The following is an 18,985-nucleotide window of genomic DNA, read 5'->3' on the forward strand; positions in this document are numbered from 1 at the left end:
CACCTTTCATCCATTCGTGATCCGTGGCACCATTCGCCGGGTGCACCTGATCCGTGAGTTCGCCCCGGACGCCTACGAGTTCGCCCTGTCCTCCTGGTCGTGGCTGGGCGTGGACGACAAGCTGCCACGCTTCACCTCGTGCTTCGGCGACATGTTCCTGGAGTCCGAGGACGGCTGGTGGTTCCTCGACACGGTGGAGGGCACGCTCGAACGCTGCTGGGACTCGATGGACCAGATGTTCGCCGAGCTCGAGACGGAGGACGGCCGCGCCGAGTACCTGCTCGAGGAGACCCTGAACCAGGCGGTAGCGCACGGCCTCGTCCTCGCAGAGGACGAGGTCTTCGCGTTCCTGCCCCCGCCCGCCGTCACCGGCACCATGAGCGTGGACAGCCTCGCGCCCCTGCGCTTCGCCATCGCGGCGAACCTCTCGGGCCGCATCCACGGCGAGCTCCGCGGCATCGCGCCCGACGGCGGCCTGCCCGCCCTGGCCGCCAGCCTCGCCCCCGCCCCCTCGGGCTACCCCGCCCAGCCCGGGTACGCGGCGCCCACGGGATACCCCGCCCAGGCAGGCGGCGGGATGGGCGCCGGCTACCCCGCCCAGTACGCTCCGGCCGCCGCGCCGGGCGAGGGCTACCCCGGCGGGTTCGGCGACAACGGGTTCGGGTCGAACGGCTTCGGCGACAACGGGTTCGCCGCCGGGCCCGACCAGTACGGCTACGGGCAGCCGCAGTACGACACCTACGCCGCGGCGCCGTCGTACGAGCCGTACCCGCAGCCCACGTATCCGGACCCGCCGCAGCAGCAGTACCGCCGGGCCCACTGACCCCTCTCCGCTGTGGCCGGACGGCCGGGGCCGGGCGGTCAGCGGCGGCGCGTCAGCGTCAGGTGCGCGACGCCGCTCGGGCTGCCCGTGGTCTCCACGTCGAACCGCTCCTCCAGCCCCTCGAGGCCGTCCCAGAGGCGCACGCCCCGGCCGAGCAGGATCGGCACCACCACGACGTGCAGGTGGTCGACGAGGTCGGCGGCCAGGAACTCCCGCACCGTCGTGGGACCGCCGCCGAGCCGCACGTCGCGGCCGCCCGCCGCCTCCGTCGCGAGCTGCACCGCCTCCGCGGGGGCGGCGTCGACGAAGTGGAACGTGGTGCCGCCCTTCATCTCGATCGGCGGCCGGGGGTAGTGGGTCAGCACGAACACGGGCGTGTGGAACGGGGGCTCGTCGCCCCACCAGCCGGTCCAGCCGTCGTCGTCCCAGGGGCCGCTGCTCGCGTCGAACTTGTTGCGCCCCATGATCTCCGCGCCGATGCCCGGGTCGTGGGCGGCGGCGAAGACGGCGTCGACACCCGCCACGGTGCCCCGGGAGGGGAAGAACCACTCGTGCAGCCGCTCACCCGCGTGCCCGAACGGCGCCTCACGCGTCTGCCCCTCCCCGGTCGCGAAGCCGTCGAGGGACACCGAGAGGTTGTGCACACGAACGCTCATGCCCCTACCGACGGCGCGGCGCCCGAAAACTCATCGCGCCACCCGAGATCCTCCGCGCGGCGGGTGACGTGCGCCGGGGTCTCCCCGTCGGCGTCGGCGGACCGGACCAGCTCCCCCGCGACGCGGCGCACGGGGATCACCCCGGCCCAGGTGCCGGGCGCGACGTCAGCAGGGTCGTCGGCCACGCCCGCGGCCCGCTGCTTCATGGACGCCTCCGCGAGCGGCAGCGCCAGCACCGCCGTGGCGGCCAGCTCCTTGCGCGTCGCCGGCCGCAGGGTCGACGACCGGCCGGGCACCATGTGGTCGACGATCGCGTCGAGCGCTCGCGTCTTCTCCGCGTCGTCCGTCACGAGCCGCGGGCGGCCGATCACCACGGCGGACCGGTAGTTCATCGAGTGGTGGAAGCCGGACCGCGCGAGGACCAGCCCGTCGAGCTCCGTCACCGTGACGCAGACGTCGCCGTCGAGCGCCCGGCCCAGCCAGCCCGCCGCCACGGAGCCGTGCAGGTAGAGCGTTCCGCCGTCGTCCGGTCCGTCGACGTCCACGGCGTACGCCGTGGGGAGCACCACCGGGTGCGCACCCGCGGTGACCCCGAGGTGAGCCACCAGCCCGTCGGCGAGCAGGTCCAGGAGGGCCCCTCGGTCGGTGAGCATGCGCTGGCGGCCGCGGGTCGGCAGGGTGCGGGGCGTCGGGGAGAGGGGGGCGTCCATACGAGTAGCATCGGCACCCGGTGGCCTGCCGTCACGGGCCACTTCGGCGCCTCCCCGACAGGACACTTCATGGTGACGCTCCCCGTGCGGCTCGACCGCTCCCGCGCCGAGCCCCTCCCCGCCCAGCTCTCCGGGGCGGTCCGCGCGCTGGTCGTGGACGGCACGCTGACCAAGGGCGACCGGCTGCCGTCCACGCGCGCCCTCGCCACCGACCTCGGCGTGTCCCGTGCCGTCACGGAGCAGGCCTACGACCAGCTCCTCGCCGAGGGCTGGATCGAGACCCGGCGCGGGTCGGGCACCTTCGTCGCCTCCGGGGGGCGGCTCCCGGCGGTGGTCGCCGCGCCCCGGCGGGCCACGCCGCCGTCGGACCTGGTACCCCTCGACGCCGGGACGCCCTGGCTCGACCCCCGCCACCTCGCGGGCTGGCGACGCGCCTGGCGCGAGGTCTCCGCCGAGACGCCGCCGCGCGGCTACCCCGACCCGCTCGGGCTGCCCGAGCTGCGCACGGCCCTGGCCGAGCGGCTCGCGCGGACCCGCGGCCTCGTCGTCGACCCGGACGCGCTGCTCGTCACCTCCGGGACCACGGACGGCCTGCGGCAGCTCCTCGCCGCGCTGCCGCCCGGTCACGTGGCGGTGGAGGACCCGGGCTACCGCGCCGCGGTGGAGACCGCCCGGACCGCGGGGCGGCAGGTGGTCGACCTGCCCGCCCTCGCGCCCGTGACCACGCTCGACGGCTGCGCCGCCGCCTACGTCACCCCGGCCCACCAGCACCCCCTCGGCCGGGTCATGCCCGCCGGCGACCGGCTCACGCTCCTCGACACGGCCCGCCGCGACGGCGCGGTCGTCGTCGAGGACGACTACGACTCCGAGCTGCGGTACGACGTCGCCCCCGTGCCCGCCCTGGCCGCACTCGACCGGTCGCGCGTGGCATACCTCGGCACCGCCGCGAAGTCGGTCGTGCCGAGCCTGCGGATCGGGTGGATGGTGCCGACGCCGGGGCTGCTGGACGACGTCGTCCGCCGTCGGACCGTGACGCACGACGCGCCGTCCTGGCCCGCGCAGCGCGCGCTGCTCACCCTGCTGCGCGACGGGTGGCTCGACAAGGTGGTACGCACCGCCCGGCGGGTCTACGGCGAGCGGGCGCCGCGCGTGGCACGCGCGCTCGCACCGCACGCCGAGCCCGCCGGGCCGATGGCCGGGATGTACTCCGCCTGGCTGCTGCCGCAGGCCTCGGCGCTGGCGGCACGTGACGCGGCACGCACGGCCGGGTTCGAGGTCCGCCTGCTCGCCGACTACTGCCGGTCGGCCGGCCTGACCGGCCTCGTGATCGGGTTCGGCGGCGTCACGGACGAGCAGCTCGACCGGGCGCTGGAAGCGATCACGCGCGGCCTCTCCGCAGCCGCCTGATCGCTGTGGGTATGGCTGTGGTGTGAATCCCGGCGGGAATTCACACCACAGCCATACCCACAGCGATCAGGCGGCTAGACCAGGGAGTCCTCCCACGCCGCGTGGAGGGTCGCGAAGCGGCCCTCTCCCGCGACGAGGTCCGCGGGCGTGCCGTCCTCGACCACGCGGCCGTGCTCCATGACGAGCACCCGGTCGGCGATCGCCACGGTGGACAGGCGGTGGGCGATGATGATGGCGGTCCGGTCGGCGAGCAGGGTCTGCAGGCCGTGCTGGACGAGCCGCTCGCCGGGCAGGTCGAGCGACGACGTGGCCTCGTCGAGGACCAGCACGGCCGGGTCGGCGAGGAACGCGCGCGCGAACGACAGGAGCTGACGCTGGCCTGCCGACACCCGCCCGCCGCGCTTGTTCACGTCGGTGTCGTAGCCGTCGGGCATGGCCATGACGAAGTCGTGGACGCCCACCGCCTTGGCCGCCGCCTCGATCTCGTCCTGGGTGGCGCCGGGCCGCCCGAGCGCGATGTTCTCGCGCACCGACCCGCTGAACAGGTACGCCTCCTGCGTCACCATGACGACGGCGCGGCGCAGGTCTGCCGACGACAGGTCCCGCAGGTCCACACCGTCGAGCCGCACGTGACCGGCCGTCGCGTCGTAGAACCGCGTGACCAGCTTGGCCACCGTCGACTTGCCGGCGCCGGTGGTGCCCACGAGCGCCACCGTCTGGCCGGCGGGGATGGTCAGGTCCAGGTCGGGGAGCACGACCGGCCCGTCGCCGTACTGGAAGCGCACGTGCTCCAGGCGCAGCTCGCCCTTCGCCGCGGGCAGCGGCACCGGCTTCTCCGGCTCGACGACGGTCGGCTCCTCCGCCAGGAGCCCCGACACCTTCTCGAGCGCGGCCGCGGCCGACTGGAACGCGTTGTAGAACATGCCGAGCTGCTGGATGGGCTGGAAGAACCGCTTCACGTACAGCAGCACGGCCACGAGCATGCCGACCTCCATGGTGCCGCCCAGCACCCGCCAGCCGCCCACGGCCAGCGCCGCCACGACGGTGACGTTGCCGATCAGGACGAGTCCGGGCTGGTAGCGGCCGTTCACGCCGAAGATGCGGAGGTTGGCCTGGCGGTACTCCTGCCCGAGGCGGTCGTACTCGGCCTCCGTGGTGGCCTCGCGGCGGAACGCCTGCACCGCGCGCATGCCCGTCATGGTCTCGACGAACTTCACGATGAGGCGGGCCGACGCCGTGCGCTGCTCGCGGTAGTACACCTGGGACTTGCGCTGGAACCACCGGGTCAGGAACCAGGCGGGGACGAACGCGCAGGCGAGCACCAGGCCCGAGCGCCAGTCCACGAGCATCAGACCGACGAACGTGAACACCATGACGAGCAGCGAGGAGACGACGCCGGTCAGGCCGCCGTCGAGCAGCTCGCGCAGGGCCTCCAGGTCGGACGTCTGCCGGGAGATGATCCGGCCCGACGTGTACGACTCGTGGAACTCCAGCGACAGGCGCTGCGTCTGGCGGAACACGCGGCGGCGCAGCTCGAGCAGCACCGTCTGCGCGATCCGGGCAGCCGCCACCCGGTAGGCGCCGATCGCCAGGCCCGCCACGACCGCGGCGATGAAGTAGGCGACGCCCACCGAGATGAGCAGGCGCGGGTCGTCGTCGCGCAGGGCGGGCAGCGCGTCGTCGATCGCCTTGGCCACGAGCCACGGACCCGCGACCTGCCCGGCCGTGGAGGCCACCACGAGGACGCCGGCCCAGGTGAGGCCCTTGCCGTGCGGACGGAGGAGGTTGCCGAGGAGCGACAGCGAGCGGGAGCGGACGGCGCGGCTGGTCGCCTTGTCGAGGCGGGTCTCGTCGTCGGCGGCCGCGTCGGTCGGACGGTGGGCCGGACGGTCGGCGGGGCGGGGGCTCACAGCGGCCTCGGCGGTCACAGGCTCTGCTCCTCGGGCTCGGTCTCTGCGTCGGTGTACGGGTCGGGCTCGAGGTCCCGGTCCCCCTCGCGGGCGTGGCTCTCGTAGTCCTCCTCGAGGCTGGAGATGATGTGCCGGTAGTGCGGGTCGCGGGCCAGCAGCTCCGTGTGCGTGCCCACGGCGGTGATGCGGCCGTCGCGGAGCACGGCCACCCGGTCGGCGAGCGCGACGGTGGACGGCCGGTGCGCGATGATCAGGCTCGTCGTGGTGCGCAGCACGTCCCGGAGGCGGGCGGTGACCGCCTCCTCGGTGGTGACGTCGAGCGCCGACAGCGGGTCGTCGAGCACCAGCACCGGCGGCCGGGCAGCCACCGCCCGGGCCAGCGCGAGCCGCTGGCGCTGGCCGCCCGACAGCGAGAGACCTTCCTCGCCGATCCGGGTGTCGATGCCGAGCGGCAGGTCGTGGACGAACTGCGCCTGCGCCACGTCGAGCGCCTCGTGCAGGCGGGCCTCCCGCTCGGCCGCGGGGAGGTCGTCGCTCACGCCGAGGAGCACGTTGTCCCGGACCGACGCCGAGAACAGGGTGGGGTCCTCGAACGCGACGGCCACCATGGACCGCACCTGCTCGCGGGTGAGGTCGCGCACGTCGGCGCCGTCGAGCAGCACCTGGCCGCCCGTGACGTCGAAGAGCCGCGGCACCAGCATCGCCAGGGTCGACTTGCCCGAACCGGTGAGGCCGACCAGCGCCGTCGTCGTCCCGGCGGGCAGGTCCAGGTCCACGTGCTCCAGCACCGGACGCTCCGCGTCCTCGTACCGGAAGGTGACGTCACGCAGGCTGACCTCGCCGGCTGGGACGGGCACGCGGACCGGCTCGGCCGGGTCGCTCACGGTGTTGGGCGTGTCGAGCACCTCGAAGTAGCGGTCGACGGCGGTGCGCGCGTTGAGCGTCATCGACAGGGTCATGCCGAGGTCCACCACCGGGCCGTTGATGACGGCGGTGGTGGCGAAGAACATCACCAGGTCGCCCAGGTCGATCTGGCCGTCCACGGCGAGGACGGTGCCGAGCACCACGCACGCCGCGATCGTGAGCTCCGGGATGAGTGTCAGGCTCGTCATGAGGCCCGCGTCGACGGACGCCTTCTTCATCTCCGTGCGGCGGAGCTCGTCGGCCTGGTCGGTGAAGGTCGCGAGCGCGTCGCGGCCCCGCCCGAACGCCTTGAGCACCCGGATGCCGTGCACGGACTCCTCGACCGTGGTGGCGAGGTCGCCCGACTGGTCCTGCGACTGGCGCGAGACGAGCCGGTACTTGCGGGAGAACCGGAAGACGATCACGACCACGGGGACGGCCCCGGCCAGGTACACCAGGCCCAGCCACCCCGCCGTGGCGACGAGGATGCCGATGCCGACCACGATCGTGGTCGCGCTGACGACCAGCTGCAGCACGCCGAAGATGAGCCAGCGGCGCAGCAGGCCGAGGTCGCCCATGATGCGCGACAGCAGCTGTCCGCCCGGCCACCGGTCGTGGAACGCGATCGGCAGGTTCTGCAGGTGGCGGAACAGCGCCATCCGCATGTCCGCCTCGACCTGAGTTCCAGGGAACATGACGAGGGTGCGGCGGAGCAGGATCAGGCCCGCCTCGGCCAGGCCGAGGACCAGCACGATGGCGACGGCCACGGCGAGGCCGCGCCAGTCGTGCTCCTGCGCGCCCGCGGCGAGCGGCCCGTTGACCACCCACCTGAGGGCCTGCGGGATGGCGAGCGCCGCGAGGCTCGCGCCGAGCGCGGACAGGAGACCGCCGACGAGGCGCGGCATGGCGGGGCGGACGAAGGGGTACAGCCGGCGGATCGAGCCGAACGTCGACAGGTCGGTCGATGCGTTTCGAGGTTCCGCGGCCGTGGCTGACGCTGGGGAGGTGGGTGTGGTTGGCATCACCCCCATTATCCCCCAAGGTCGTTAGTTAGCGTAAGCATCCATTTTGGGCGGGGCGTCCGCGCCGGCGCCCGCCGGGTCCGGCGTGGCGGCCGCCAGCGCCTCCGCGAGCGCCGCCCGGCCCGCCTCCGCGAGCGCGAGCCCCTTGTCGCGGCCGAGGTAGACGAGGCAGGCGTCCTTGGGACCGTAGGCGGACTCGAAGGTGACGCGCTCCCCCAGGTCGAAGCCCATGTCGACGGTCCTGGCGACGGCCTTCTCGTTGCGGGCGTCGGGCTCGCCGACGAGCCGGGCCACCGCCTCGGGCGCGAACAGGAACTCGATCATGGCCGGTCCCAGCACGGCCCACGCGGGCAGGAGTCCGCGCCCGCGGCCGCCGAGGAAGAAGTGGAACCCGAGGTCACCCGGCGCGGCCTCGTAGGCGGTGGCGACCGGGTCGTCCTCCGGGTGATACGCCTGCAGGAGCACCACGGGCTCGCCGTCCCAGCGCACCAGGTAGGCGTTGTGGGTGGGGAGCGACTCCACGAACTCGTAGGTCTCGCAGACCTCGTCGGGCGTGAGGTCGCCCAGCCCCCAGAAGGCGGCACGCGGCTCGGTGAACCAGCCGTGGAGCAGGGCGGCGTCTGCCTCGGGGTCGAGCACGTGGACCGTCACGGTCCCCGCGGGGCCCAGCTCGGTGCGCCACACCTCCTGGCCGCGCGACCCGCCGAGGAGGCGGTCGGTGGCGGTGGCGGGGGCCGTCGCGGGGGCCGTCGTCGGCTCGGGGGTCTGGTTCGTGGGCTCCGTCATGGGGCCACCTCCACTCTCGTGACGCGCCGCAGGCGCGCCCAGTCGGTCACGACGGGCGCGGTTCCCGCGTCCGCCCAGGTCTCCAGCTGGTCGGCGAAGTGCGGCGACCGCGGGTCGCCGCTCGCCCCGAACGGCACGCCCCAGCGGCTGCGCTCCCGGTCGGACAGGTCCCACACCCAGCGCGCGACGGACCCCCGCCACGACAGGTCCGTGGTGCCCGGCGCGGACGCCGTGCAGCGCACGGTGTCGGAGTCGCCCGCGAGCGCCACGGCGGGGACGCCGGGCGTCTCGGCGCCCGGTACGTCGGCCAGCACGTGGAGGGGGTGGAGGCGGTGAGTCTCGCCCCAGGTGACGTCCCTGTGCCCGACGCCGGTCGCTCGCCCGGGTGCGGCCGTCACCCGGGCGGCGACGACCTCAGCGAGGGCGGCCCAGGCCTCGGCGCGCGGGTCGAGCCGCTCGCCGCCGGGCCCGGCGACCAGGAAGCTGTTCCCCGTGTGGCCGTCGGAGGGGGAAGGGGTTCCTGGTCGCGGGGGGTCGGCCGGGCCGGCCGGGCCGGCGGGGCCGGCGGGGTCGGCCGGGCCGGCGGGGTCGGCGGGGTCGGCCGGGCCGGCGGGGCCGGCGGGGCCGGCGGGGCCGGCGGGGCCGGCCGCGGCAAGGATGCTCGCGAGCCCTTCTGCGACGCGGGCGGTCAGCGAGAACCACGGCGCAAAGATGACGCCGTAGCGGGCCACGGGGTCGGCGGCGGCGGTGGCGTCGGTGGCGTCGGTGGCGTCGCGCAACGGTGCGAGGACAGGGTGGGCGGCCACGCGGCGCACGAGCGCGTGCCGCCAGGCGGCGAACAGCGCCGCGCCTGTCGAGCCCGCGTCCATCCGCGCGCCGGCGTCGCACCAGGTGTGAAGCCGGCGGGCGGCGTCGAGCACCTGGGACGTGAGCTCCGTCGTACTGGCTCGCGCGGCTGCGGCCTCCGGGCGCGCGCCCTGCGTGTTCGGCAGTTCGTAGCGTGTTCGGTAGTCCGAGCTGCCGATCACGCCCCGAACTGCCGATCGAGCGAGGGTGTCGGCGGCAGGGTCCAGCCAGGACAGCAGTGCGGGCGCTCCACGGTGGACCGTGTCACCGTGCACCCGCTGCTGCGTCTCGGGCCGCTCGCCGCCGGCCGGGGCCGCAGCGAGCAGCTCCCGGATGCGGTCCGCGCGATGGGGGGCGTACGCCCAGCCGAGCGCGTGCGCCTCGCGGCCGGGCCGACGGTCCGCCGGGACACCGCCGGGCACACCGTCGCCGCCCGGCACGGCGGCCGGCTCACCGCCCGGCACACCGCCCGGCACGCCGTCACCGTGCGCCTCCCCCGCACCCCACGTCGCCGGGCGCTCGTTGGCGTCCACCGCCACGTCGGTCACGGCGACCGGCTCGGGGAGCCGAACCCAGGGCCGGGGGCGGGCGGCGTCGGTCCAGGCCGCTACCGGGAGCACCCGCTCGCGGGGCGACCGCTCGGCGAGGCGGCCGGCGGTCAGGCTGAGGATCTCGGTGCGGTCGGCGGCGAGGACCCGGTTCACGGGGTCCACCCAGCCGGTGAACGCGTCGGCGACGTCGCGCGCCGACCGCGCCCGCAGCAGGGCGCGCCACGAACCGATCCCGAGGTCGGCGCCGGCCCGCACGGGCCAGCGCACGGAGTACGCCACCTCCTCCCCGGAGCCGTCAGACGCTCCCCGGCGCACAGGCCGGGGAGCGTCTGACAACTCATCGAGGGAGCGGGCGAGCCCGGCCACCACGGGGCCTCGGGCCGTCTCCACCCAGGGGACCGTCACGGGCTCGGCGCCACGGACGAGCACCACCTCGCTGCCGGACGCGGCGGGCTCCCACCCGTCCGGGCCGTGCGCCTCCACCGCCGCCTGTGAGGGAGCCTGTCCGGGCCCACTCCAGGCACCGGGCCCGCCCCAGGCGTCGGACCAGTCGGGCAGCAGGTCCCGGTCCGCGGCACGACGGCGGAGCCGCTCCGCGAAGACCTCCGTGTGGTGGGCCATCGCGTTGGTGATGCCCCAGGCGGCATCGCCCGTGTGCCCGAAGTGCTGCACCCCGGGCACGCCGGGGAAGGCGAGCCCGACCACGTCGTACTCGTCGCACGCGAGCCGCACCTGCTGGTACACGCCGGGCAGCTCGAGCAGCCGGTGCGGGTCCCCCGCGAGGAGCGGCGCGCCGGAGGTGGTGCGCGAGCCGTGCACGGCCCAGGCGTTGGACCCGGAGGAGGGTCCGGCGTCGGCGGCGAACAGGGCGGCCAGCTGCTCAGCGGCCACCCCGGGGAAGGCCGGGCCGAGCGTGCGGGCCACGTGGTCGCGCCACAGCACGTTGGCGAACCCGCCGAACAGCACGTGCGCCACGAGGAAGACGCCGACCGGCGCCCAGGTGGGCCACGGCTCGACGTCGGGCAGCGGGCCCTCGAGCTCGGAGAGGGCGGCGAGCTCGGGGGCGCCGTGCGTGCCCTCCGCGAGGCCCGCGTTCACCCCCGCCGTGTACGCGGCGAGCCAGGCCTGCTCCGCCGAGGGCAGCGCGGCGTGCACGCGGCGGGCCGTGTCGGCGAGCCGCACCTGCACGGCGAACCGGTCCCACTCCAGCCCCGCCGGGCCGAGGCGCTCCGCGAGCCGCCCCTCGGCCCGCCACCGGTCCACCTCGATCTGCCAGCCCCGGTCCAGGGCCGTGACGTAGCCCTGCCCGTAGGCGAGCGCCCCCTCGTCGGCGGCGCGGACGTGGGGCACGCCGAGGCCGTCCCGGTAGAGCTCGAACGCGTGGGTCACCGGGCCACCGGGTTCGGCATCTCGCCGGCGTAGATGAGCGAGCCGGACTGGTCGGCGAGGTCGACCATCTGCAGCGTGTTGCGCAGCTGGAGCCGGTTCAGGCAGGAGTGCGCGAACCGCTGGGCCCGGAGGTCCACCCCGGTGCGCAGGTCCGGGTGCTCCGACCGGTGCCGGTCGATCACCTCGGCCACGAGGGCCCAGAACCGGTCCTCGCGCAGCACCCCGTCCGTGGCGAGGATGCCCGCCAGGTGCCGCAGGACGCCGTCGAACACGTCGGTGAAGATGGCGAGCGCCTTCTCGTCGTCGGGCACCACGGACCGCACCCGCTCGATGCCCTCGGGCAGCGCCCGGTCCCCCACCACGACGATCTCCTCGCCGATGTCCTTCATCAGGGTGCGCCGCACCACGCCGTCGCGGAGCACGAGGATGAGGTTCTCGCCGTGCGGCATGAAGGCGAGGTCGTGCGCGAGGAGGCAGTGCACGAGCGGGTAGAGGTACGCGTCGAGGTACGCGCGCACCCAGGCTGTGGGCGTGACGCCCGAGGCCCGCACCAGCCCGCTCACCAGCGCCTGCCCCGACGCGTCCCGGTGCAGCAGGGAGGCCATCGTGGCGAGCCGCTCCCCCGGCGCGAGGCGCGGCAGGGGCGACTCCCGCCACAGTGCCGCGAGCATCTTGCGGTGCGCGTTCGGCTTCGGCGTGCGGTGGTAGACGTCGCCGGTGTAGCCCACCGACGCGAGCTCGCGCAGCACGCCGAACCCGGCACCCTGGAGGGTCGCGTCGCCGGTCACGAGGCCCGCCACCCAGTCGTTGATCGCGGGTGTCGCGCGCATGTACGCGGGCGACAGGCCGCGCAGGAAGCCCATGTTCTGGATCGCGAGCGCCACCTTGACGTAGTGCCGCTCGGGTCGCGTCCGGTTGAGCATGGTGCGGATGGACTGCTGCGGCTGGTACTCGTCACCGCCGGGCCCGAGGGGCACGAGGTCGCCGCGCGCCACGTCCGCGGCGAACGTGAGCGGCACGCGGTGCTGCCACTGCCAGGGGTGGACGGGCAGGTAGAGGTAGCCGGCGGGGTCGAGGCCGCGGGCGGTGAGCCGGTCGGCGAACGCCTGCCGCTCCGCGCCCGACAGCTCCGCCCCGTAGTGCTCGGCCTCGGTCAGCGGGGCGCCGTCGGGTCCGGCACCGAGCGCCAGGTGGGAGTGCTCGCGGCGGGCCGCGAGCCACATGAGCCGCAGGCGCGCGCCGCGCTCGGGGGCGTAGGCGCGGTAGTCGTCGAGGGCGAAGCCGATGCGGCCGTTGTTCGCCACGAAGCCCGGGTGGCCTTCGGTCATCGCGGCCTCGACGGCCTGGAAGGCGTCGGCGGCGAGGCGGCGGTCGTCGCCGGGCTCCGGGCCGACGGCGTCCGGCACGAGCGCCGCGACGAGGCCGGCCGACGACGGCGAGGCGCCGCTCGTCTCCCGCTCGAGCTTCGCGGCCCCGCTGGCCAGCGTGGACGACAGCTCCTCCAGGTACACCGCGAGCAGGTCGTCGGGGATGTGCAGGAGCGGCTGCAGCTCGGCGACCAGCTCGAGCGCGTCGACGGGCGCCGGGGCGCCGGCGACGGTGCGCGTCAGACCTGCCTCGTCGATCACCCAGTGCTCGAGGGCGTACCGGCGGGCCGCGAAGCGGTACTCCACCGTGCAGTCGCCGGTGTCGAGGGCGAGCACGTAGTCGAGCGGCTCGTCGTGCACGTGGGACCCATCGGCGGGGGTGCCGTCGGCGCGCTCGGGCAGGAAGAGGCGCTCGTGGGTGAACTCGGCGATCGCCTTGGCGACCAGGTGGCGGTGCGCGCGTTCGCCCAGGTCAGGGCGCAGGTGCGGGGCGAGCTCCGGCCCGTCGCCGAGGGGCGACGCCGCGTAGTCCTCGCGCGTGCAGACCGACAGGGCGGCGCGCTTGCCCGGCAGCTCCACCTCGCGCAGCACGCGGAAGCCGGCGGCCGCGTTCTTGGCGGCGATCTTGGTGTTGCGCACGTCCGGCTCGACGACGACACGGAGCGCGCCGAGGCCGCCGTCGTCCGGCTCGCCCAGGCAGAACCGCATGACCGTGCCGAAGACGGCGTCCGTGAGGCCCGCGCGCGGGGCGACGGGCGGGGCGACCAGGAGGTGCATGCCCAGGTCACCCGGCAGGGCGTCGTGCACGCCCGCGAGCGCGACGTGCCGCGGGTCGTAGGTCTCGGCGAGGAACAGCGGCTCGCCGTCGAGGCGGCCGAGCCACGCGTCCTGGTGCGGGTGTGCGACCACCGAGGCGAGGTAGTCGCGCACCTCGTCGGCGGTGAGCGAGCCCATCTGCCAGAACGCCGACGCGGGGTGGGCGAGCCAGCCCTGCACCAGGGCGGCGTCGCGGGCGGGGTCGACCGGCTCGACGGTCAGGGTCCCGAGGCGGGACGGCGCGGAGAAGCGGGGCGCGGTCGCCGGGGTGGCGGGCGGCGCGGCCTCGCGGGCGGCCTGCGGGACGACGACGTCGGCGCTCACCGGGCCACCTCCGCCAGGGGTGCCTGCTGCGCGGGGTGCGTGCCGGCGTCGTCGGCGGGGGCCCCCGCGCCGGGGAGACCGAACTGCTGGAACGCGATGCGCCGCTCCACCGGGTAGACCTCCCGGCCGGTGACGCCCGCCAGGATGACGGAGTTGCGCCAGGCGCCGAAGCCCAGGTCGGGGGCGGTGACGCCGTGCGTGTGCTCCTCGGCGTTGACGACGTGGACGCGGCGGGCGTCGTCCACCGTGTAGTCGCGGGCGACGGCGAACCGGCCGCGCTCGTCGAGGTTGAGCAGGTGGCGCACCGGGTCGAGGAAGTCCGGTACGGACGACCCGTAGCCCGTGGCGACGACGACCGCGCGGGTGCGGTGCTCCGCCGTCGTGCCGAGCTGGTTGTGCCGCAGGGTGAGGATGTGCTCGTCACCGTCGGTGCGGGCGTCCGTCACCGCCGTGTCGGTGAGCAGGGTGGTCGGCACGGGGCGGCCCAGGGCGGACTTGCGGTAGAGGGTCTCGTAGATGTCGTCCACGAGGTCGCCGCTGATGCCCTTGTAGAGGTTGCGCTGCTCGCGGCCCAGGGTGTCGCGCAGGGCGCCGGGCAGGCCGTGGAAATGGTCGGTGTACTCGGGCGACGTCAGCTCGAGCGTCAGCTTCGTGTACTCCATCGGGAAGAACCGGGGCGAGCGGGTCACCCAGTCGAGGGTGAGACCGGGGCCGGCGTCGTCGAGCAGGTCGCGGTACACCTCCGCGGCGCTCTGCCCGCTGCCCACGACGGTGACCGCGCCGCTCGCGACGAGGGCGTCGCGGTTCGGGAGGTAGTCGGCGGTGTGGACCACGGGGCCGGCACCCGCCGCGCTCGCGCCGGCCAGCCCGCGGAACGCCTCCGGGACGCGCGGCGTCGTGCCCACGCCCAGGACCACGTGCCGCGCCCGGTACGTCTCCGTGCCGGAGGCCGTCTGCGCGGTCACCTCGAACCCGTCGCCGGTCTGCACGACGGCGGTCACGCGCCTCCCCCAGCGCAGCGAGGTCAGGCGCTCGCTCACCCAGCGGCAGTACTGGTCGTACTCGGACCGCAGGGGGAAGAACGACTCCCGGATGTAGAACGGGTACAGGCGGCCCGTGTGCTTGAGGAAGTTGAGGAACGAGTAGGGCGACGTGGGGTCGGCCATGGTCACGAGGTCGGCGAGGAAGGGGACCTGGATGGTGGCCCCCTCCAGCATCATCCCGGGGTGCCAGCGGAACTCGTCCGCCTGGTCGAGGAAGACGGCGTCGACGTCGGGCAGGGGGTCCGCCAGCGCGGCCAGGCCCAGGTTGAACGGGCCGACGCCGATGCCGACGAGGTCGTAGGTGCGGTTCACAGGGACTCCAGGGCCGTCTCACCCGAGCGGGCGAGACGAGGGTGGACGGTACGGCAGGGCGGGGCGTCGTCCTCGGCGAGCTCCTCGCCCGCGAGGAGACCCTGGGCAGCGGAGCGCACCAGCTCGAGGACGCCACGGACGTCGTCGAGCGTGACGTCCGGGTTGAGGAGGGTGAGCTTGAGGCAGGGGCGGCCGTCGATGACGGTCTTGGCGACGAGGGTGCGGCCGGAGTCGAACAGGACGCGGCGGATCTGCGGCACGAGCTCGTCGGCGTGCGCCGGGTCGAGGCCGTCCGGCTCGTAGCGGAAGAGGACCGTGCTCAGGTCCGTGGGGGCGAGGAGGCGGAGGTCCGGGTCGGCGTCGACCACGGCGTGGACGGCCTGGGTGAGGTCGCAGAACGCGTCGACCATCGCGCCGATACCGTCGGCGCCGAGGGCGCGCAGCGTGGTCCAGAGCTTGAGGGCGTCGAACCGGCGCGTGGTCTGCAGCGACCTGTCGACCTGGTTGGGCTCGGCGTTCTCCAGCGGGTTCAGGTAGTCCGCGTGCCAGGCGACCGGGCCCAGGTCGGCCCGCTCGCGCACGATGAGGGCGCTGGAGCTGACCGGCTGGAAGAACGCCTTGTGGTAGTCGACGGTGACCGAGCGGGCGCGCTCGATGCCGTTCAGGAGGCGGCGGCGGGCCGGGCTCACGAGCAGGCCGCAGCCGTACGCCGCATCGACGTGGAGCCAGGTGCCGGTCGCGTCGCAGAGGTCGGCGATCGGGGCCAGCGGGTCGATGCAGCCACGGTCGGTGGTGCCCGCCGTCGCGACCACCGCCATGACCGTGTCACCCGCGCGGGACGTGCTCGTCAGGGCCGCGGCCAGCGCGTCCGCGTCCATGCGGCCCGTGAGGTCGGTCGGCACGGCGACGACGGCGTCGTCGGCCAGGCCGAGCAGGAGCGCGGACTTGGCGACGCTGAAGTGGCTCGCCTCCGTGGCGAGGATGCGCAGGCGCTCGAGCGGCGCGCCCGTGCGGCGGGCCCGCTGGCGGGCCAGGAACAGGGCCTGGAAGTTGGACTGCGTGCCGCCCGAGGTGAAGACGCCGTCGGCCCCCGCCGGGTTCTCCGCCGATGCCGGCTCGAAGCCGATCCGCGACGCCGTCCACGCGACCACCCGCTGCTCCATGAGCGTCGCGACCGTGGACTGGTCGTACGTGTCGACCGACGTGTTGATCGCCGCGAGCATCGCCTCCGCCGCGACCGCGGGGATCGCCACGGGACAGTTCAGGTGCGCCGTGTAGGCGGGGTCGTGGAACCAGATGGCGTGGGTGGCGTAGAGGTCGGCCACCTCGCGGAGCGCCTCCTGCGTGCCGGCGCCCGGGGCGTCCAGGTCGACCGCGTCGACCAGCGCCTGCAGCTCGGAACGGCTCGCGCCCGAGAACGGCTGGGTGACGGCCGCGAGCCGCGCAGCGACGTCGTCGACCACGCCGTGGACCGTCGCGGCATAGTGCTCGGCGGTCGCGGTGCGCAGCAGGGCGGCGGGGTCGTACGACGCCGTCGCGGACAGTCCGCCGGCCTCGGGCAGGGCTGAGGGCATGCGAAGGGCTCCTCGGGCATGGGAAAGGGACCGGCACGTTCGCCAGGGCTACCAAGTAAGGTATGCCTGGCCTAACTTAATGGAAGCGGGGCCGCCGTCAACCCGGTGCCCGTGATCCGGTCCGGCGATTCCGTGCCACGCGCCGCCAAGCCCTTCGCACGAGCGCCCAGGATCGGTACCTTTCCGTCATGACCTCGGACAGTGGCGCGACGCAGACCGGGCACGACGTGACAGAGAACACACCCGATGTCGAGGAGGCCGCAGCCGCCTCGCAGGGCGCGGCGGCGGAGGCGGGCGCGGCGGAGGCGGCGGAGGCGGGCGCGGCGGAGGCGGCCGCCGGTTCGATCGGCGACTACAACGTGGACCGGCTCGAGCGGCTGCGCGCCCTGCTGACGGCCCCGATCAAGATCCCCGAGTCGGCGACCACCGCGGCGGCGACGGCGGCAGCCGAAGCCGCCTCCTCCGCAGGTGGCGCCGACAGTCCCGAAGGAGCGGCGCCCGGCAACGGTGCTGCGGTTGCGGACCACGGCAGGGCAGCCGGCACCGCGGCCGACGACGACTACGCCGCGCCGGTCGTGGACGTGGAGCCCGCTGCCGGCGGGGTGCAGGTGGTCGCGTCGGTCAAGGCCGCCGCGCTCGCGGCAGCCTCGGCCGCTGGGGAGTCGACGGTCTCCACCGGGTCGCTCCCCCGCGTGCCGTCCGCGGACGGCGGGTCCGCCCCGCGGACGCCCGGTGCCGGGGGGGCACGCTCGCGCCGTACCTGGGCGGACGCGTTCCTGGAGCGCCCCGTCAAGGCGCTCACCGCCGAGGAGCTGCGCGAGGAGCTCGTGACCCGGCTCGACAGCGACGCGGCGGCCGCCACCGAGGCACGCGAGGCGGCAGCGGCGCAGCTCGCCGAGCTCGCTGTCAAGGTGGCCGAGCTCCAGCAGGCACTCACGGCCGCGGCCGACGAGGCCACCGCCGCCCGCGAGGAGGCCGAGCAGGCGAAGGCCGCCGCCGCGTCCGCGACGACGACCGCCCAGACGGCGACGACCAGCAGCGGCGCGGCGACCGAGTCCGCGAACGCCGCGGCCACGAAGGCCGGGTCCGCCCGGACCCTGGCCGTGGTGGCGACGCTCGTGGGTGTCGTCGCCGCGGTGGTGGGGGCGATCCTGCCGATGTAGGGGTTGCTCGCCGGCTCGAGCAAGCGGGCGCGGGGGCGCTCGCCGCTCGAACCGACGGGCGGGGCCGGCCGACGGGGGCAACGCCGGCCAGCCCGGTCAGTGGGAGCCTGCGCCGCCCGCCGCCGGCCGGGCAGCCGTGGGGTCGTCCAGGTCCATGCCCGCCCGCAGCACGATCCGCGTCGGCGCACGCCGGGCAGCGCGACCCGCCGACGGGTGGGACGACGGGTACGACGCCGCAGGACCACCGGCGCGCAGGTCGGCACGCGACAGGTAGGTCACTCGCGGCCGCTCGCGCGCCGAGGCCACGAGCGCGGCGAACGCCCCTTCGACCGGTGACACGCCGGCCCGGATCGGCTCGTCCATCTCAGCACCCCTCTCACCCAGCGACTCGTACGTATGTTCGAGTATAGCGACCGAGAGAAGATCCGCCACCCCACGACCGGCTCGACCACGACCCTAGACGGGCCCACCCACACCCTCGGCGACCCGGGTGCGACGATGCTGCCGTGATCCTCCGGCCCGTCGCACCCGCCGACCTCGAGCGCGCCCCGGCGTGGCTCGACGGGCTTCACCTGAAGCCGGACAGCTGGCGAGACCGCTCCTCCAGGGCCGTCCTCGCCGAGGAGGGCGGGCACCTCGTCGGAGTCGCTCAGGCGTTCGCCGGGCGGGTGCACGACTCCCGGCTCTACCTCGACGTTCGGGTCCGGCCCGACCGGCGTCGCCACGGTCTGGGTACGCAGCTCGTCCGGGAGCTCGCACGCCTTCGCCCGGATCCGCGGCCCTTCCGGGCAAGGGCCCCTCACGGGTCCGCGGCCCACCGGTTCCTGGAGTCGCTCGGCGGCGGCGTCGTCCAGCGCTGCCCGCCCATGGAGGTCGAGGTCGCGGAGGCGCTCGCCGCCCTCGATCCCTGGCCCCTCCCCGACGAGATCCGCACCGTCCCGGCGCGCGACCTCCCGGTCCCTGACCTCGAACGGGCCGTGGTGGACCAGTACCGCTGGCAGCACGAGGGGTGGGCGCCGGTCGCAGACGGGTTCGAGCCGTGGCTGCTGCGGTCGGCCCAGGAGGCCGACCGAGACGCGTCCACCTGTGCCGTCGGCCCGGCGGGCGAGATCCTCGCCCTGGCACTCGCCTATCCGGACGACGATCCGCTCCCCGTCCTGACCGTGGAGACCGAGGCCCGCCATACCGCCGACGGCGAGGCCCTGGTCGCTGCATGCACTCGGGAGTCGCTGGCCGTGCTCGGGTCGGCGGGCATCGGCCGGCTGACGTTCGACGGCCACGTGTCGGACCCGCACTTCACCCAGGTCCTGGCGCGGCTCCCCGCGACGGGCGACACCGTCGTGATCCTCGATCTCCCGTAGCCGACCGGGTTGCCCGTGTGAT

At 75.0% G+C, this 18,985-nt stretch carries 14 protein-coding genes; 4 read left to right on the forward strand and 10 right to left on the reverse strand.

The features are described from left to right. Positions 1–40 precede the first annotated feature (40 nt). On the forward strand, positions 41–823 hold the full coding sequence (locus tag AC060K_RS08925) for a T6SS immunity protein Tdi1 domain-containing protein (protein ID WP_483765074.1): 783 nt from the start codon (positions 41–43) through the stop codon (positions 821–823). Positions 824–861: 38 nt separating this feature from the next. Here AC060K_RS08925 and AC060K_RS08930 read toward each other — a convergent pair whose 3' ends face one another. After that, positions 862–1,479: a dihydrofolate reductase family protein gene (locus tag AC060K_RS08930; RefSeq protein WP_483765075.1), complete on the reverse strand. Its 618-nt coding sequence runs from the start codon at positions 1,477–1,479 to the stop codon at positions 862–864. Beyond that, entirely contained in the window at positions 1,476–2,189 is a 714-nt protein-coding gene (locus tag AC060K_RS08935; RefSeq protein ID WP_483765076.1) for a pyridoxamine 5'-phosphate oxidase family protein, read from the reverse strand. The genes AC060K_RS08930 and AC060K_RS08935 overlap by 4 nt, the downstream gene beginning before the upstream one ends. Positions 2,190–2,258: 69 nt before the next feature. On the opposite strand from AC060K_RS08935, the gene pdxR reads away from it, so the two are divergent. Continuing rightward, complete coding sequence (gene pdxR, locus AC060K_RS08940; protein ID WP_483765077.1) at positions 2,259–3,596, forward strand: MocR-like pyridoxine biosynthesis transcription factor PdxR; 1,338 nt, start codon at positions 2,259–2,261, stop codon at positions 3,594–3,596. A 74-nt stretch (positions 3,597–3,670) separates the two neighbouring features. On the opposite strand, the gene AC060K_RS08945 is transcribed toward pdxR, so the two are convergent. The 7 genes from AC060K_RS08945 to AC060K_RS08975 are packed head-to-tail and all read right to left on the reverse strand — an operon-like array spanning position 3,671 to position 16,439. Next, positions 3,671–5,506 (reverse strand): ABC transporter ATP-binding protein, encoded by a 1,836-nt coding sequence (locus tag AC060K_RS08945; RefSeq protein ID WP_483765101.1) that lies wholly within the window; start codon positions 5,504–5,506, stop codon positions 3,671–3,673. Positions 5,507–5,520: 14 nt separating this feature from the next. Next, entirely contained in the window at positions 5,521–7,431 is a 1,911-nt protein-coding gene (locus AC060K_RS08950; protein WP_483765078.1) for an ABC transporter ATP-binding protein, read from the reverse strand. Positions 7,432–7,455: 24 nt separating this feature from the next. Continuing rightward, positions 7,456–8,217 carry a GNAT family N-acetyltransferase gene (locus tag AC060K_RS08955; protein ID WP_483765079.1) on the reverse strand — a complete coding sequence of 254 codons (762 nt, stop codon included), beginning with the start codon at positions 8,215–8,217 and terminating at the stop codon, positions 7,456–7,458. Further along, on the reverse strand, positions 8,214–11,003 hold the full coding sequence (locus AC060K_RS08960) for a penicillin acylase family protein (RefSeq protein WP_483765080.1): 2,790 nt from the start codon (positions 11,001–11,003) through the stop codon (positions 8,214–8,216). The genes AC060K_RS08955 and AC060K_RS08960 overlap by 4 nt, the downstream gene beginning before the upstream one ends. Continuing rightward, positions 11,000–13,510 carry a GNAT family N-acetyltransferase gene (locus AC060K_RS08965; protein ID WP_483765081.1) on the reverse strand — a complete coding sequence of 837 codons (2,511 nt, stop codon included), beginning with the start codon at positions 13,508–13,510 and terminating at the stop codon, positions 11,000–11,002. The genes AC060K_RS08960 and AC060K_RS08965 overlap by 4 nt, the downstream gene beginning before the upstream one ends. After that, complete coding sequence (locus AC060K_RS08970) at positions 13,507–14,865, reverse strand: lysine N(6)-hydroxylase/L-ornithine N(5)-oxygenase family protein (protein WP_483765082.1); 1,359 nt, start codon at positions 14,863–14,865, stop codon at positions 13,507–13,509. Before AC060K_RS08970 ends, AC060K_RS08965 begins: the two co-directional genes overlap by 4 nt. After that, positions 14,862–16,439 (reverse strand): pyridoxal phosphate-dependent decarboxylase family protein, encoded by a 1,578-nt coding sequence (locus AC060K_RS08975; protein ID WP_483765083.1) that lies wholly within the window; start codon positions 16,437–16,439, stop codon positions 14,862–14,864. The genes AC060K_RS08970 and AC060K_RS08975 overlap by 4 nt, the downstream gene beginning before the upstream one ends. A 188-nt stretch (positions 16,440–16,627) precedes the next feature. Between AC060K_RS08975 and AC060K_RS08980 the strand changes: the two genes are divergently transcribed. Beyond that, on the forward strand, positions 16,628–17,602 hold the full coding sequence (locus AC060K_RS08980) for a hypothetical protein (protein WP_483765084.1): 975 nt from the start codon (positions 16,628–16,630) through the stop codon (positions 17,600–17,602). 96 nt (positions 17,603–17,698) lie between these two features. Here AC060K_RS08980 and AC060K_RS08985 read toward each other — a convergent pair whose 3' ends face one another. Then, complete coding sequence (locus tag AC060K_RS08985) at positions 17,699–17,965, reverse strand: hypothetical protein (protein ID WP_483765085.1); 267 nt, start codon at positions 17,963–17,965, stop codon at positions 17,699–17,701. 143 nt (positions 17,966–18,108) lie between these two features. On the opposite strand from AC060K_RS08985, the gene AC060K_RS08990 reads away from it, so the two are divergent. Beyond that, on the forward strand, positions 18,109–18,963 hold the full coding sequence (locus AC060K_RS08990) for a GNAT family N-acetyltransferase (protein WP_483765086.1): 855 nt from the start codon (positions 18,109–18,111) through the stop codon (positions 18,961–18,963). Positions 18,964–18,985: the final 22 nt, after the last annotated feature.

Source organism: Antribacter sp. NEAU-D49 (assembly GCF_057158775.1).

Coding starts and splice junctions, on each gene's coding strand:
- AC060K_RS08930 (WP_483765075.1), bottom strand. CDS start 1,479: ATGAGCGTTCGTGTGCACAACCTCTCGGTGTCCCTCGACGGCTTCGCG.
- AC060K_RS08935 (WP_483765076.1), bottom strand. CDS start 2,189: ATGGACGCCCCCCTCTCCCCGACGCCCCGCACCCTGCCGACCCGCGGC.
- pdxR (WP_483765077.1), top strand. CDS start 2,259: ATGGTGACGCTCCCCGTGCGGCTCGACCGCTCCCGCGCCGAGCCCCTC.
- AC060K_RS08950 (WP_483765078.1), bottom strand. CDS start 7,431: ATGCCAACCACACCCACCTCCCCAGCGTCAGCCACGGCCGCGGAACCT.
- AC060K_RS08955 (WP_483765079.1), bottom strand. CDS start 8,217: ATGACGGAGCCCACGAACCAGACCCCCGAGCCGACGACGGCCCCCGCG.
- AC060K_RS08975 (WP_483765083.1), bottom strand. CDS start 16,439: ATGCCCTCAGCCCTGCCCGAGGCCGGCGGACTGTCCGCGACGGCGTCG.
- AC060K_RS08980 (WP_483765084.1), top strand. CDS start 16,628: ATGACCTCGGACAGTGGCGCGACGCAGACCGGGCACGACGTGACAGAG.
- AC060K_RS08985 (WP_483765085.1), bottom strand. CDS start 17,965: ATGGACGAGCCGATCCGGGCCGGCGTGTCACCGGTCGAAGGGGCGTTC.